General features: G+C 70.0%; 15 protein-coding genes. 9 read left to right on the top strand and 6 right to left on the bottom strand.

Going from position 1 to position 14,499, the window contains the following annotated elements; all coding sequences use genetic code 11:
• Positions 1-6 precede the first annotated feature (6 nt).
• Positions 7-345, bottom strand: a complete 339-nt coding sequence (locus ACFYY8_RS16625; RefSeq protein WP_390041511.1) for a hypothetical protein — start codon at positions 343-345, stop codon at positions 7-9.
• A 419-nt stretch (positions 346-764) separates the two neighbouring features.
• Between ACFYY8_RS16625 and ACFYY8_RS16620 the strand changes: the two genes are divergently transcribed.
• The 8 genes from ACFYY8_RS16620 (at position 765) to ACFYY8_RS16585 (ending at position 9,228) form a co-directional block, all read left to right on the top strand.
• Entirely contained in the window at positions 765-1,208 is a 444-nt protein-coding gene (locus ACFYY8_RS16620; RefSeq protein WP_390041509.1) for an aegerolysin family protein, read from the top strand.
• 164 nt (positions 1,209-1,372) lie between these two features.
• Complete coding sequence (locus ACFYY8_RS16615; protein ID WP_390041506.1) at positions 1,373-2,350, top strand: aldo/keto reductase; 978 nt, start codon at positions 1,373-1,375, stop codon at positions 2,348-2,350.
• Positions 2,351-2,485: 135 nt separating this feature from the next.
• Positions 2,486-3,187: a DUF4142 domain-containing protein gene (locus ACFYY8_RS16610; RefSeq protein WP_390041504.1), complete on the top strand. Its 702-nt coding sequence runs from the start codon at positions 2,486-2,488 to the stop codon at positions 3,185-3,187.
• A gap of 9 nt (positions 3,188-3,196) precedes the next feature.
• Entirely contained in the window at positions 3,197-3,640 is a 444-nt protein-coding gene (locus ACFYY8_RS16605; protein ID WP_390041502.1) for a pyridoxamine 5'-phosphate oxidase family protein, read from the top strand.
• Positions 3,641-3,752: 112 nt separating this feature from the next.
• Positions 3,753-5,138, top strand: a complete 1,386-nt coding sequence (locus tag ACFYY8_RS16600; RefSeq protein ID WP_390041500.1) for a phenylacetate--CoA ligase family protein — start codon at positions 3,753-3,755, stop codon at positions 5,136-5,138.
• Positions 5,139-5,392: 254 nt separating this feature from the next.
• The gene (locus ACFYY8_RS16595) at positions 5,393-5,827 is read left to right on the top strand and encodes a hypothetical protein (protein WP_390041498.1); all 435 of its coding nucleotides are present in this window, start codon (positions 5,393-5,395) and stop codon (positions 5,825-5,827) included.
• 23 nt (positions 5,828-5,850) lie between these two features.
• On the top strand, positions 5,851-7,533 hold the full coding sequence (gene polX / locus ACFYY8_RS16590; protein ID WP_390041495.1) for a DNA polymerase/3'-5' exonuclease PolX: 1,683 nt from the start codon (positions 5,851-5,853) through the stop codon (positions 7,531-7,533).
• 180 nt (positions 7,534-7,713) lie between these two features.
• Complete coding sequence (locus ACFYY8_RS16585) at positions 7,714-9,228, top strand: wax ester/triacylglycerol synthase family O-acyltransferase (protein WP_390041493.1); 1,515 nt, start codon at positions 7,714-7,716, stop codon at positions 9,226-9,228.
• Positions 9,229-9,234: 6 nt separating this feature from the next.
• On the opposite strand, the gene ACFYY8_RS16580 is transcribed toward ACFYY8_RS16585, so the two are convergent.
• A complete protein-coding gene (locus tag ACFYY8_RS16580) occupies positions 9,235-9,810 on the bottom strand; it encodes a TetR/AcrR family transcriptional regulator (RefSeq protein ID WP_352011589.1) in 576 nt (191 codons plus the stop codon).
• 187 nt (positions 9,811-9,997) lie between these two features.
• Here ACFYY8_RS16580 and ACFYY8_RS16575 point away from each other — a divergent pair, with 187 nt between their 5' ends.
• Positions 9,998-10,921: an aldo/keto reductase gene (locus ACFYY8_RS16575; RefSeq protein ID WP_390041491.1), complete on the top strand. Its 924-nt coding sequence runs from the start codon at positions 9,998-10,000 to the stop codon at positions 10,919-10,921.
• A 59-nt stretch (positions 10,922-10,980) separates the two neighbouring features.
• Here the strand turns inward: ACFYY8_RS16575 and ACFYY8_RS16570 are convergent, their stop codons facing one another.
• The 4 genes from ACFYY8_RS16570 to ACFYY8_RS16555 form a co-directional block, all read right to left on the bottom strand.
• Entirely contained in the window at positions 10,981-12,591 is a 1,611-nt protein-coding gene (locus ACFYY8_RS16570; protein ID WP_390041489.1) for a cation acetate symporter, read from the bottom strand.
• Positions 12,588-12,896, bottom strand: coding sequence for a DUF485 domain-containing protein (locus ACFYY8_RS16565; protein ID WP_386194638.1), 309 nt, complete (start codon positions 12,894-12,896; stop codon positions 12,588-12,590). Before ACFYY8_RS16565 ends, ACFYY8_RS16570 begins: the two co-directional genes overlap by 4 nt.
• 196 nt (positions 12,897-13,092) lie before the next feature.
• Complete coding sequence (locus ACFYY8_RS16560; protein WP_390041486.1) at positions 13,093-14,343, bottom strand: YcaO-like family protein; 1,251 nt, start codon at positions 14,341-14,343, stop codon at positions 13,093-13,095.
• 5 nt (positions 14,344-14,348) lie between these two features.
• Positions 14,349-14,489, bottom strand: coding sequence for a hypothetical protein (locus ACFYY8_RS16555; RefSeq protein ID WP_352011584.1), 141 nt, complete (start codon positions 14,487-14,489; stop codon positions 14,349-14,351).
• Between the last annotated feature and the right edge of the window lie 10 nt (positions 14,490-14,499).

The following is a 14,499-nucleotide window of genomic DNA, read 5'->3' as shown; positions in this document are numbered from 1 at the left end:
AAGGGTTCAGGGGGTCTGCCGGGCCCGCTTTCCCGAGCACATCGTCCACATTCCTGCGAGGCAGGCCCCGAACCCGAACATGAGCACTGCGATGAGCAGCTCGTACGGCCATTCCATCATCGCCGGCTCCAACGCGACGACGAATACGAAGAGGGACATCATCAGTTGCCCCCATCCATATCGGCGAGGCAAAAAACCCCGATGAAGGAAGGGAACACGAGGAAGCCGGTTCGTCGCCAGCGCGTAGACGCCCAATGCGACATTGAGGCATCCGGCCCCCAGCGCGATCCACTGCACGGCTCCAAGAACCATCCGATTCGACCCCTCCAGAACCCAGGTACGCATCGCCCTCCTGAAAAGGCTGCCGGACCTGTCATCGAAGATCAAGTCCAGGGTGAGCGAACCACGCCGCCCGCGGGGGCGCCCCGGTCAACCGAGAAGAACCCACCCTCTCCCGCCCGCTCACGGCGCCTGCCGTCTCGCACGTTCCACCCCGACCAAAACGAATCACTCACCGTCGGTCTCGTGTGATTGTTCATCGTCCAGGAACGGCCCCGAATCGATATTTATACGGATGAGCAAGACCCGCCCTGATTTCAACGGTCAGGCACGGCGGCCAGGGCCGATCCAATCCCGGTGACGCCAGGTAATGATTACCGGGAAACACAGATCCATTGCCTGATGAGATAACTCACCGTGCTGCTAGCTTTACTCGCGGTAATCGAACTGGCGCCACATCTCAGGTAATCGCAGAAAGGATCTCCATGAGAATCGTCACCTGGTCCCTCGTCGGCATCGCCGCCGTCACCCTGCTGACGCCGGTCACCGCCAACGCCTCCTCCGAGTCCGCGTCCAACGCCGCCCGCAGCACCAAGGTCGTCTTCCACAACGACACCGACTGCACACTGACCCAGATCGGCAAGGAGACCTACCACGGCATCTGGGTGATCGAGCCCAACTCCAGCATCGCCCCGCACAGCAGCGACTACTTCAAGACCGAGTCCGACGGCGTCCTCACCGGCACCGAGGCCGCCATCAAGTATCGCGCCGACAACTGCTCCCGCGCGGGCAAGCAGGTCCGCTTCCACTGGGACAACCCTTACTACGGCCGTAACAGCTACGACTTCGACGGCACCGACGGTGCCTTCACCACCCGCTACACCGGCGGAAACGGCGACAACGCCACCGTCGACGCGCACGTGAGCTGATCCCTCCCCCGGGCTTGACCGGTCCCGGTGGCCGGTCAAGCCCCGGCATCCGCATGAACCCTCCTGCGACCGAACACTCCCGGCCTCGCCGTACCCGGCGAGGACTCCAGCCGGGCCCCGACCAGCGAGGACCTCCGAGAAGGAGGGCCAATAGGTTGTTCCACATGGACTATGTACGGCTGGGCAGTACCGGGATGAAGGTGTCGAGAATCTGTCTCGGCATGATGAGCTACGGTGACCCGTCCCGGTGGCGTGAGTGGATCCTCGACGAGGAACGGGCGGAGCCGATCGTGCGGCACGCCGCCGAGGCCGGGGTGACCTTCTACGACACCGCCGACGGCTACTCGGGCGGCAGAAGCGAGGAGATCACCGGAAACCTGCTCCGTGCGATCTTCCCGAACCGGGACGACTACATCCTGGCCACCAAGGTCTTCCTGCCCGTCGGCGAAGGCGTCAACGACCGGGGCCTGTCCCGCAAGCACGTCTTCTCCGCCATCGACGGCTCACTGCGCCGTCTGGGCGTCGACCACGTCGACCTCTATCAGATCCACCGCTGGGACCCCGAGACTCCGATCGAGGAGACCATGCGCGCCCTGCACGACGTGGTCACCTCCGGCAAGGCCCTCTACATCGGCGCCTCCAGCATGAGCGCCTGGCAGTTCGCCAAGGCCCAGCACGTCGCCGAGACCAACGGCTGGACCAAATTCGTCGCGATGCAAAATCACTACAACCTGATTTATCGGGAGGACGAGCGGGAGATGATCCCGCTGTGCGCGGACCAGGGGGTTGGGCTGATCCCGTGGAGCCCGCTGGCCAGGGGCCTGCTCGCCCGCGCGGGCTCGGAGCCGGGCAGCGTGCGGGAGGAGAGCGACGCCACCCGGATCGGAGCCCTGTACAGCGACGTGGAGAACAACCGCCAGATCCTCGACCGCGTCGCCCAGGTGGCCGCCGAGCGTGGGGTTCCCGCAGCTCAGGTGGCGCTGTCCTGGGTGCTGCGGCAGCCCGGCGTGTCCGCCCCGATCGTCGGCGCCACCAAGACCGGGCACGTGGACGACGCGGTGTCCGCGATCGACCTGGCCCTGACCGACAAGGAGATCGCCTTCCTGGCCGAGCCGTACCGGCCCCGGGTCGCCATCCACTGAGCGCACCGGAGTCGTCGGCGATCTTTCCCCGGGCTTGCCGTCCACGTGCCGGTCTCTAGATCGGGAGCCGCGTATAGCAGGGAGGTGACGTCTCCAAGCACGGATCAGCGGGGAAAGGCCAGCATGATTCAGCAGATGATCGCCCTGTCAGCCGTCGCCGTCATGGCGCTGAGCGGTACGACCGCGGGCGCGGTCGCGTCCACGGCGCCGCCGGGCACCAACGAGCAGGACAGGAGGTTCCTGGTCCAGGCTCACCAGGACAACCTGGCCGGGATCACGGCGGGCAGGGTCGCCGTCCGCAAGGGTCACGACCGGGACGTGCGGGCCCTGGGCAGGCGATTGGTCGCCGATCACACGCGGTTGGACGCGGAGGTCAGGCAGGTGGCCCAGTTGCTCGCGGTGTCCCTGCCCGAGGAGGCGACCACGGCGCAGCGCATCCAGTACAACCGGATCTCCGCCAGGAACGGGGACGCCTTCGACTGGGCGTGGCTGTCCGTCGCGGCCATCGACCGCCGTGCGTCGCTCGCCCGGGGGGCCAGGGAGCTGGCCGACGGTTCCTCGGCGCAGGTCAAGCGGCTGGCCGTCGACGCCAGGCCCGTCCTGTTGAGGCACCTCGAACTGCTGCGGCGCCACTCGGGCGGCGGCGCGACGGACGGCGAGCCGGGCAGGCCGGGCCGGGCCACGGCCGAGACCACCACCGGGACCACCGGGACCACCGGGACCACCGGGACCACCGGGACCACCGGGACCACCGAGAGCACCGGAACCACCGAGAGCACCGAGAGCACCGAGAGCACCGAGAGCACCGAGTCCTTCGTGATCCAGGAGGAGGGTTAGGGTCGGACGGTGACCGATCTCACGGACCTCGCGCAACTGGTCGGCGGCGACCACGGCCTGGCCGTCGTCTCGACCTTCCGCTCAGACGGGACGATCCGTTCCTCCGTTGTCAACGCGGGGGTGCTCGACCACCCCGTCACAGGGCGGCCGATCGTCGGGTTCGTCGTCAGGGGTGACTCCCGCAAGCTCGCCGACCTGCGGGCCAGGCCGTACGCCTCGGTGGTGCTGCGCGCGGGCTGGCGGTGGGCGTCGGCGGACGGGCCGGTCGAGCTGGCCGGGCCGGACGATCCGCTGCCCGGGATCGACGCCGAGGGGCTGCGGCTGCTGCTGCGGTTCGTCTTCGGCGCGGCGGGCGGGACCCACGACGACTGGGCGACCTATGACCGGGTCATGGCCGAGGAGCGGCGGACGGTCGTCCTGCTGACCCCCGACCGCCGGGCGGGCAACCCCTGAGGTGGTCCCGGCCGGGTGGCCGCCGGCTCCTGATCGACACCTTGACCGGGGGCCGCCGGCCCGTCCGGCCGGGTGCTCGCCCGGCCGGGGCGCCGGACCGTACAGTCGAGCGATGAACCCTCGTGACCGCGTGATCGAGCTGTTTCATCGGGTGGCGGCGTCGGTGCCCGCCTATGGCGCGTTCCTCAGGGAGCGGGACATCGATCCCGCCCGGATCAAGACATTTGATGATTTCGTACAGCTGCCGCTGACCAGCAAGGACACCTACACCCGCCGCTATCCCCTGCCCGAGCTGTGCCGGGACGGCGTGATCGGGGACATGATCTCGGTCTCGTCGGGATCGACGGGGACGCCGTCGTTCTGGCCTCGTTCCGTCGCCGACGAGCAGGTGATCTCCGAACGCTTCGAGGAGGTCTTCAGGGACGCCTTCGGGGCGGCGGGGCGCCGTACGCTGGCGGTCGTCTGCTTCGCGCTCGGCACCTGGGTCGGCGGCCTGTTCACCCTGGCCTGCTGCCGCCACCTGGCCGCCAGGGGGTATCCGATCACCTGCGTCGCGCCCGGCAGCGACCGGCGGGAGATCCTGCGGGTGGTCCCCGAGCTGGCCCCGCACTTCGACCAGGTCGTGCTGCTCGGTTATCCCCCCTTCCTCAAGGACGTCATCGACGCCGGGATCGCCGAGGGGGTGCCCTGGGCCGACTACTCGATCAAGCTGGTCACCGCCGGGGAGGTGTTCAGCGAGCAGTGGCGCACCCTGGTCGCCGAACGGGCGGGGATGACCGACCCCGCGCTCGACACCGCCTCCCTGTACGGCACCGCGGACGCCGGGGTGCTCGGCAACGAGACGCCGCTGTCCATCCGCATCCGCCGTTTCCTGGCCGAGCGCCCCGAGGTGGCCGAGGAGCTGTTCGGCCGGCAGCGGCTGCCGACCCTCCTGCAGTACGACCCGGCCGTGCGTTTCTTCGAGGAGCACGAGGGGACCCTGCTATTCTCCGGTGACAACGGCGTCCCGCTCGTCCGCTACCACATCGCCGACGAGGGCGGCCTGGTCCCCCATGACCGGATGCTCGGCTTCCTGGCGGGACACGGCTTCCGCCCGGCCTCGGCGGAGCCGCGCCTGCCGTTCGCCTACGTCTTCGGCCGCAGCCACTTCACGGTCTCCTACTACGGCGCGAACGTCTATCCGGAGAACATCTCGGCCGGGCTCGAACAGCCGCAGGTCAGCTCCCTGGTGACGGGCAGGTTCGTTCTTGAGGTGACCGAGGACGCCGGGCACGACCGGCGGCTGGCGGTCGCGGTCGAGCTGGCGGCCGGGGTGCGCGGCTCCGAGGAGACGGAGCGCCTGGTCGGCGAGTCGATCCTGGCCCAGTTGCTGCGCCTCAACAGCGAGTTCGCCGCGTACGTGCCCCCGGCGCGGCGGCACCCGGTCGTCTCCCTGAGGGAGAAGGGCGACCCGGAGTACTTCCCGCCCGGCGGAAAGCACCGTTACACCAGGGGGTGAAACTCTCTCCGGGAGGAGGATCGTTTCCCGGCCGGGCCTTCCCAAAAATGATCGAGAATTCTCCGAAAGGGGCGGCCCGGTCGGTCGGATTCAATCGCCTTCCCAGCTCAACGACCCACCTAAGAAAAGCAGGGGGCCGGTGATCGAATGACCGCCGCATCCCGAGGCCTAACGTAAAGAATGTCGCCGCGGCACCAAGGAGATGCAAAGACCCGGTTATGCTGGCACCCAGTCGAAAGTGGAAAGGTTCTTTCATGAACAATGACGCCGTCTGGGTGCGGGGCGTCACCGGCGTCCAGATGCACCACACCACGGACCTGCAGGACGCGAGCCGCTTCCTGGGCAACGCGGTGATGGCTCTGCGGGCCGCGCACGTGCGGACCGGTGACGAGCGCTACTCCGGTCTCGCCGACCAGCTCAAGGCCGTGACCGCGCAGGCCCGGGGGCTGGAGAGCCAGGCCAGGGCGAGCATGGAGGACCTGCACGTGGCCGATCCCGAGCTGTTCCTGCGCTGCCGTGACGGCGAGGAGCCCTGGCCGGACGAGATCCAGGCGGGGTTCATTCCGCGCCACACCTGCCGGGACCAGTGCCTTTACCACGACCACGACGTCTTGGGCGCCATCACGCAGTGCACCTGCGGGCGGCCTCCGTGCCGGGCGTGCGCCATCGGCGGTGCGCCCGTGGCGTAGCCCGGGAGATCTAGGCTTCTGTCATGGCACGAGCTAACGACGCCGTGGCGGCGGCCCTTGAGGAGTACGCCGAGCTGTTCGCGATGGCGGGCGGCGACGCCTTCCGGGTGCGCAGCTACCAGAAGGCGGCCAAGGCGATCGCCGGGTTTCCCGAGGACATCGCGGCCACCCCGGTCAGGAACGTGCCCGGCGTCGGTGCGGCGATCGCGGGCAAGGTCGAGGAGTACCTCGAACGGGGTGGCTTCCGTCAGCTCGACGAGCTGCGGGCGCGGATTCCCGAGGGGGTGCGGCGGCTGACCAGGATCGCCTCCCTCGGCCCGAAGAAGGCGGTCTTCCTGTTCCAGGAGCTCGGGATCGACTCACCCGAGGCGCTCGCCGAGGCGATCGGGCAGGGGCGGCTGCGGGGGGTGCGGGGCTTCGGCCCCAAGACCGAGGAGAACCTCCTCAGGGGGATCGAGCAGCTCGAGGTGGCGAGCAGGCGGGTGCACATCGGTGTGGCCATGGAGCTGGCCGAGCGGATCATCGCCTCGCTGCCCGCCGAGCGGATCGCCTACGCCGGGTCGCTGCGCCGGATGAGGGACACCGTCGGCGACGTGGACATCCTGGCGGTCGGGCCGGAGAGCCTCATGGAGGTCTTCAGGGCGCAGCCGTACGTGGCGGAGGTCATCGCCTCGGGCGAGAAGAAGACCTCGGTGCGCACCCACGAGGGGCTCCAGGTCGATCTGCGCCTGGTTCCCGCGGAGTCGTGGGGCGCGGCGATGCAGTACTTCACCGGCTCGAAGGAGCACAACGTGCACCTGCGCGAGATCGTGGTGAAGAGGGGCTGGAAGCTCTCCGAGTACGGTCTGTTCGACGGTGGCCGGGTGATCGCCGCCGAGCACGAGGAGGACGTCTACCGGGCGCTGGGCATGGAGTGGATTCCCCCGGTGCTGCGGGAGGACGGCGGTGAGATCGACGCCGCGCTCAGGGACGGGCTGCCCGTCCTGGTCACCGAGCGTGACCTGCGGGGCGACCTGCACACCCACACCGACCTGACAGACGGCATCGCCTCGCTTGAGGAGATGGTCGCCGCCGCCCACGCGCGCGGCCACTCCTACTACGCGGTGACCGATCACGCCCCCGACCTGGCGATGCAGCGGATGACCCTGGACAAGGCCCTGGAGCAGCGCGAGCGGCTGCGGCGGCTCCAGGAGGACTATCCGGACATGCGGCTGCTGCACGGCACCGAGCTCAACATCGCCCCGGACGGCTCGGTCGACTGGCCCGCCGAGGTGCTCGCGGGCTTCGACGTGTGCGTGGCGAGCGTGCACTCCCACTTCACCCAGTCTCGGGAGGAGATGACCAGGCGGTTCGTCACCGCCTGCGAGAACCCGCACGTCCACGTGATCGGCCATCCGACGACGCGCCGGATCGGCAGGCGCCCTCCGGTCGACGCCGACTGGGACGAGGTGTTCCGCGCCGCGGCCCGCACCGGAACCGTGATGGAGATCGACTCCTTCCCCGACCGTTCCGACCTGCCCTCGGACCTGGTACGGCTGGCGCGCCACCACGGGGTGCGCTTCTCGATCGACAGCGACGCCCACGCCGTGCCCCACCTGGACAACCAGCGTTTCGGGGTCGGCGTCGCGCAGCGCGCCTGGCTGACCGCCGAGGACGTGGTCAACACCTGGCCGGTCGAACGGCTGCTGGACCTGCTGCGTCCATGACCTGCGGCGCTTCATGCCGTTCGCATGCGCAACCCTTACCTGACCGGGTGGGGATGGAACGTCCTTCCTGTACGGCATGCGTATTTAGTGTGGTGAAGAGCGGGGGCGTCCTGAGGCCCCGGGGCGAAGCGGGGCGATGATGGACGTGAACAGTCTGTTTTCCGTGAGAAGGTCCGACCGATGCGCCAGCTGACCGCCCTCGACGCACAGTTCCTGCACGCCGAGACGGCGACGACCACGACCCATGTCGCCGGGCTGGCGATCCTCGACCCGGCGGGGTGCCCCGGAGGCACGCTGACCAGGGAGGCGCTGGTCGACCGGCTCAGGGAACGACTACACCTGGCGCCCGTGCTGAGCCTGCGCCTGGCCGAGGTGCCCTTCGGCCTTGGCAGGCCGTACTGGGAGGAGGTCGCCGACCTCGACGTCGCCGGCCACGTCCACGAGCTGACCCTCCCCGCGCCCGGGGACGACAGGCAGCTCGCCAGGAAGGTCGCCAGGCTCCACGAACGGCGCCTCGACCGTGGCCGCCCGCTGTGGGAGATGTATCTCATCCACGGGCTGGCCGGGGGGCGGGTCGCGCTCTACGCCAAGATCCACCACTGTGCCCTGGACGGGGTCACCGGCGCGGAGACCTTGGCGGCCATGCTCGACCTCACCCCCGAGGCTCCCGAAGCCCCAAAGGCCCGCAAGGCTTCCAAAGCCAGGGCCCCCAAGGCCGAGGCCGACCCCGCCCAGGGGACGCTCGCCGTACCGGAGGGCGAGGAGGTGCTGGGGCCGCTGGCCATGCTCACCGCCGCGGCCGGCAGGTCGGTGACGTACCCGGGCAGGGCGCTGCGCGCGCTCGGCCGGATGATGACCGACCTCGACGCGATACCGGGGGTCTCGGCGCTGCCCGGCGCGCGGGCGGTCGCCGAGACCGCCAGGACGTTCACCGGGAACCAGGCGGAACTGCCCGAGCTGCCGCCGCTGGCCGCTCCCCGCACGCCGTTCAACGGCCCGATCAGCGCCAAGCGGCGTCTCGCCTACGGCTCGATCCCGCTCACCGAGGTCAGGCACGTCGCCAAGTCCTTCGGCCTCAGCGTCAACGACGTGGTCATGACGGTGTGCGCCTCGGCGCTGCGTGCCTGGCTGCGCGAGCACCACGCGCTGCCGGACCGGCCGCTGGTCGCCGCGGTCCCCGTCTCGGTCCGTACGGCCGCCGCGCGGGCCGGAGGCGTGATCGGCAACCGGCTGTCCGTCATGGTCACCCAGCTGCCGACGGACGTGGCCGACCCGCTGGAGCGGCTGCGGGCCATGGGCGCGACGATGCGCGTGGCCAAGCGCCGGTTCGCCGAGTCACCGGCCACCTGGCTCGACGGGCTCTCCACGCTGCTGCCCACCGTCCTCACCTCGGTGGCGACCCCGGCGATCTCCCGGCTGGCCTCGGTCACGTTGCCGCCGATCAACCTGATCGTGTCGAACGTGCCCGGCCCCCAGCTGCCGCTCTACCTGTGCGGGGCCCGGCTGCTGGCCTATCATCCGGTCTCGGCGCTGAGCGACATGAGCGGCGGCCTCAACATCACCTGCTTCTCCTACGACGGGTCGCTGGACTTCGGGGTCCTCGCCTGCCCGGATCGGGTGAAGGACGTGTGGCGGCTGATGGACCACCTGCGGGAGGCGATGGAGGAGCTGGCCGCGCTGGACCCGCGTTCCTGACCGTCCTCATCCCAGGGCGTGGGCGATCAGTTCGGCGACGGCGTCGGGGTCGATGTGGTGGCCGGTGAGCTGGCAGAGGTTCTCCTGGTGCAGCAGCACGGCGGCGAAGGTGACCGCCGCGACCTCAAGCCGGGCCGCGTCGCCGCGCGGGGTGGGCAGTGCCAGCTCCAGGGCGAACCTGGCGCGCCTGACGATCTCCCCGTTCAGCCTGCCGAGCCGGTCGCGGACCGAGCCGTGGGTGTCGGCCTCGCGGAACAGGATGCGCCGCATCGCCGGGGAGGCCCGCAGCGGCAGGCGGCGGGCCAGCCGGGACAGGCTCTTGGCCGCGTCGCCGGGGACGGCCTCGACCTCGGGGGTCTCCTCGACGAGTGTGCGCTCGTCGACCAGCGCGACCAGCACGTCGATCTTCCTGGGGAAGTAGTGGAAGACGAGCCCCTTCGGCACCCGGGCCAGGCGGGCGATCGCCGCGGTCGGTGTGGCCTCGTAGCCGCCGCCCGCGAACAGTTTCTCCGCGGCGTCGAGGATGCGTGTGCGCGCGTCCGGGCCCGGGGCGTCGCCGGAGCGCGGTCTGAGGCTGCCCACAGCCAGACGATAACCGCCTGGTGGCGCGGTTTTCCATGCCGGTTTCCCGCTGGTTTCCCTACCGCGGGGAAAGCGTCCCCTCATCGGTTCCCCTCTGACCCGCCGTCACCCTTCGCGACCGTTTCCGGACCGTCGTCAAAGGGTGCCCGGTGCGGTTCGTGATCGCCGGACACCTACCCTGATCAGCATGACCTTCTCCGAACTGAGCCTCTTTCCCGTCTGTCTCGGCGGCAACGTCTTCGGCTGGACCGCGGACCGTGACGAATCCTTCGCCGTCCTGGACGCCTACGCCGAGGCGGGCGGGAACTTCGTCGACACCGCCGACGTGTACTCCGAGTGGATCCCGGGTCACTCCGGGGGCGAGTCGGAGACCGTCCTGGGCGAGTGGCTCGAGTCCCGGGGCAACCGCGACCGGATGGTGATCGCGACGAAGGTCGGCTCGATGAGCGGCCGGGCCGGCCTGTCGGCGGCGAACATCCGCCTGGCCGTCGAGGACTCGCTGCGGCGGCTGCGGACCGACTACATCGACCTGTACTGGGCGCACGTCGACGACCCTGAGACGCCGCTTGAGGAGACCCTTGGCGCGTTCGACGCCCTGGTCCGCGAGGGCAAGGTTCGCGACATCGGGGCCTCGAACTACGGGGCCGAGCGGCTCACCGAGGCGCTGGCGATCTCCGAGCGGGAGGGCCTTGCCCGTTATGTCGCTCTGCAGCAGCACTACAACCTGCTCGAACGCGACTACGAGGGCGGGCTGCGCGAGGTGGTCGCCGCCAACGGCCTGGTCAGCACGCCGTACTTCGGGCTGGCCAGGGGGTTCCTGACCGGGAAGTACCGTCCCGGTGTCGAAGTGCGCAGCGCCCGCGCGGGCGGGGCGACGCCGTACCTGGCCTCCGAGCGTGCCCTCAGGGTGCTCGACGCGCTGGACAGGGTGTCCGCGGAGCGCGGGGTGGCCCAGGCGACGGTGGCCCTGGCCTGGCTGGCCGCCCAGCCGACGGTCGCGACGCCGATCGCCAGCGCCCGCACCGTGGAGCAGCTGGACCAGCTGCTCGCCGTCGCCGACCTGAAGCTGGGCGAGGAGGAGCTGGCCCTGCTGGATGAGGCCTCACGCTGAGAATCCGGGCACCGACGGGCCCCCGCCCGCCGGTGCCCGGACGTTCTCCGGTGCCGTTCCTAGTGCCGTACGGCCTGCTCGGCGCCGATGCCGGTGAGCGAGCGGACCTCGATCTCGGCGTACTTGCCCGGGTTGTACTCCTTGCTGAGCCGCGCCCCCACGTAGCCCGCCAGGAAGCCCAGGGGGATCGAGACGATGCCGGGGTTGCTCAGCGGGAACCAGGCGAAGTGGGCGTCGGGGAACAGTGAGGTGGCGCTTCCCGAGACGACCGGGGAGAAGATCACCAGGATCAGGGCCGACAGCAGGCCGCCGTAGATGGCCGAGACCGCCCCCGCGGTGTTGAAGCGCCGCCAGAACAGGCTGTAGAGGATGGCGGGCAGGTTGGCCGAGGCGGCGACCGCGAAGGCCAGCGAGACCAGGAAGGCCACGTTCTGCCCCTGGGCGAGGATGCCGAGCCCGATGGCGACCGCGCCGATGACGAAGGCCGAGATCCTGGCGACCAGGATCTCCTCCCCCTCGGTGACCTTGCCGCGCTTGAACACGTGGGCGTACAGGTCGTGGGCGAAGCTGGAGGAGGAGGCCAGCGTCAGACCGGCGACGACGGCCAGGATGGTCGCGAAGGCGACGGCGGCGATGACCGCGAGCAGGATCGTGCCGCCGACCTCGCCGAAGACGGCCCTGCCGACCGCCTCGGCGAGCTGTGGCGCCGCGGTGTTGCCCGCCTTGTCCTGCCCGGCGATCGCCTCGCCGCCGACCATCGCCGCCGCGCCGAAGCCGAGCACGAGGGTCAGCAGGTAGAAGACGCCGATGATGCCGATGCCCCACAGGACCGACTTGCGGGCCTCCTTGGCGGTGGGGACGGTGTAGAAGCGGATCAGGATGTGCGGCAGGCCCGCGGTGCCGAGCACCAGCGCCAGGCCGAGGCTGATCAGGTCGATCTTCCCGGCCAGGCCCTGGGCCGCGGTGCCGTACTTCAGGCCGGGGATGAGGAAGGCGTCGCCCTTGCCGCTGCCCGTGGCGGCGGAGCCGAGCAGCCCGGAGATGTTGAAGCCGTACCGGCCGAGTACCAGCAGGGTGACCAGGGCCGCGCCGGTCATCAGCAGCACGGCCTTGACGATCTGCACCCAGGTGGTGCCTTTCATCCCGCCGACGACGACGTAGATGACCATCAGCAGGCCGACGCCGACGATCGTCAGCGCCTTGCCCGTCGGGGAGGTGATGCCGAGCAGCAGGCCGACCAGTGCGCCCGCGCCGACCATCTGGGCCAGCAGGTAGAAGATCGAGACGGTGATGGTCGACACGCCCGCGGCCGTGCGGACCGGGCGCGGGCTCATCCGGAAGGCCAGCACGTCGGCCATGGTGTACTTGCCGGAGTTGCGCATCAGCTCGGCGACCAGCAGCAGCGCGACCAGCCAGGCGACCAGGAAACCGATCGAGTACAGGAAGCCGTCGTAGCCCGACAGGGCGATGATGCCCGCGATGCCGAGGAAGCTGGCGGCCGACATGTAGTCGCCGCCGATCGCCAGGCCGTTCTGCAGGCCGCTGAAGGAACGCCCGCCCGCGTAGAAGTCGGCGGCGTCCTTGGTGTTGCGGCTGGCCCAGAAGGTGATGCCCAGCGTCGCCGCGACGAAGACCAGGAACAGGGCCGTGGAGAGCGTCTGGTGGCTCACGCCGCCTCCCTCTCACGCTCGGCCTCACGGCGGAGTTCCTCGGCCAGCGGGTCCAGCCTGCGCTCGGCGTAGCGGGAGTAGGCCCAGGCGATCCAGAAGGTGGAGACGAACTGGAGCAGGCCGAGGATCAGTGCCACGTTGACGTTGCCGAAGAGTTTGACGCCCATGAAGTCACGAGCCCACCCGGACAGCACCACGTACAGCAGGTACCAGGCGAAGAAGGCCGCGGTCATCGGGAAGGCCCAGGACCGGAAGCGCCGTCTGAGTTCCTGGAAGCCCTCCTCACCCTCTATCCGTTCGTACACCGATGGTTCTTTACGCCCGGCGGTCATCGGACCTCCCGCATATGTGATGTGGATCACGGATAACGTAGGAGGGGACGGTACCCCGCGTGGAGTACCGCCGAGGGGCTCTTCGCCCAGGTGGCGTCGCGTCGCGGCAAGTTGGTAATGGTCTGCGGTGAAAGGTCCTTTCCGTGCGCCGAGCGGCCGGGCGGGCCCGTCAGCGGCGGCCCGCCAGGCGCCGCAGGGCCCGGCCGGTGGGCAGGACGGGCACCGCGCTGTGCACCATGGAGAACGCCTCAAGGCCGGGGACGATCACGGTGAGGACCGGGCACCTGTCGTGCTCCGGGTTCCACCGGAAGGAGTAGGCCCCGAACCCGGCGTGCCCGAGCGTCCGCAGGATCACGGCGATCTGCTCGCCGACGCCCTCCCCGCCGTCCTCGGGACCGGCCTCCGGCAGCTTCGCGTCGAAGACGACCCGGTCGAGCAGTGGGGCGGGGTCGAGCCGGGCGCAGCGTTCGAGCAGCGGCCAGCGCCGCAGGCTCTCCAGCCTGCGGCCCAGGGTCAGGTCGACGCCGAGGGAGAGGTTGAACGACGACTGGACCACCTCGGTCAGCGCCCGCTCGACGGCGTACTCCGGGTCGAGGGAGGCACCGGAGCCGATCACCCCCGGGTACGGCCCGGCCCGGGAGGGGAGTGCGCAGTAGACGGGGATGCCCAGGTCGGAGGTGATGTCGATGATGATGGGGAGCGCTCCCAGATAGGTCGCGGCCTCATCGTGCAGGCGTCGCAGATCGGGCGGGAGGCTCTCCGGGTCGAGTGCGGACAGCCTCGACCTCCCGCCGAGGTACCAGTCGAGGAGCGCGTGTGACAGCGCGTCCCGTTCGACGACCTCCAGCAGGCCGTGCAGGAGGGCGTCCTGCTCGCTGACCCCGGCCGCGGTGCCGTTGTCGTAGGCGTAGCGCAGGTAGGGCTCGTAGCGCAGGTCGTCCCCGGGGATCGGGTGGCTGCGGCAGGAGGGCGAGCGGGAGAAGGCCGGGTACCACACCGGGGACCGTCCCGGGCTCAGCGGCTCGGCCCGCAGGCAGGCGAGACCGGCGTCCGGGTAGTCGCGGGCCAGACGCTGGATCATCTCCTCACCGCGCAGCTCCGGCTGGGAGACCACCGTCCCGACCGGGATGGCCCGCACCCGCCCGCTGTCGTGGGCGAGCGCCGCCTGCCCCTCCTCGTGCTGAAGGTGCTGCCAGGCCTCGAACAGCGCGCTGACCGTGCTCTGGGCGCCCGCTCCCTTGCCGAGGGAGGCGGTGACCGCGCGGCCCTCGGGGTCGCGCACGGTGCAGCGGTGCACGGGGAACTCCGCCGACCCCGCCGAGACCAGCTCGGCCGAGAGCCCGCGGTCGGCGAGTACGGACTCGATGACGGCGAGCGCGCCGGTCAGGCCGGTGCCGCGCTCGCGCTGGGCGCGCGCCATCGTCGTCAGAGGGTTCCGGGAGCGAACCGGACGGTGAAGAACTCGTCGAGGAGCACCCTTTCGGACAGGGTCACCGAGAAGTTGTCCTCCAGCTGGAACCCATCCGGTTTGAGAAGCGACTGGCCGTTGGAGTTGCTGTTGCCCATCGCACGCTCC

The organism is Streptosporangium sp. NPDC001559 (assembly GCF_042893955.1).
Lineage (GTDB): Bacteria > Actinomycetota > Actinomycetes > Streptosporangiales > Streptosporangiaceae > Streptosporangium.
Note: the sequence above shows the minus strand (reverse complement) of the source record. Positions and strands in the feature narration are given on the sequence as shown.

Coding starts and splice junctions, on each gene's coding strand:
- ACFYY8_RS16625 (WP_390041511.1), bottom strand. CDS start 345: ATGCGTACCTGGGTTCTGGAGGGGTCGAATCGGATGGTTCTTGGAGCC.
- ACFYY8_RS16620 (WP_390041509.1), top strand. CDS start 765: ATGAGAATCGTCACCTGGTCCCTCGTCGGCATCGCCGCCGTCACCCTG.
- ACFYY8_RS16615 (WP_390041506.1), top strand. CDS start 1,373: ATGGACTATGTACGGCTGGGCAGTACCGGGATGAAGGTGTCGAGAATC.
- ACFYY8_RS16610 (WP_390041504.1), top strand. CDS start 2,486: ATGATCGCCCTGTCAGCCGTCGCCGTCATGGCGCTGAGCGGTACGACC.
- ACFYY8_RS16600 (WP_390041500.1), top strand. CDS start 3,753: ATGAACCCTCGTGACCGCGTGATCGAGCTGTTTCATCGGGTGGCGGCG.
- ACFYY8_RS16595 (WP_390041498.1), top strand. CDS start 5,393: ATGAACAATGACGCCGTCTGGGTGCGGGGCGTCACCGGCGTCCAGATG.
- polX (WP_390041495.1), top strand. CDS start 5,851: ATGGCACGAGCTAACGACGCCGTGGCGGCGGCCCTTGAGGAGTACGCC.
- ACFYY8_RS16585 (WP_390041493.1), top strand. CDS start 7,714: ATGCGCCAGCTGACCGCCCTCGACGCACAGTTCCTGCACGCCGAGACG.
- ACFYY8_RS16575 (WP_390041491.1), top strand. CDS start 9,998: ATGACCTTCTCCGAACTGAGCCTCTTTCCCGTCTGTCTCGGCGGCAAC.
- ACFYY8_RS16560 (WP_390041486.1), bottom strand. CDS start 14,343: ATGGCGCGCGCCCAGCGCGAGCGCGGCACCGGCCTGACCGGCGCGCTC.
- ACFYY8_RS16555 (WP_352011584.1), bottom strand. CDS start 14,489: ATGGGCAACAGCAACTCCAACGGCCAGTCGCTTCTCAAACCGGATGGG.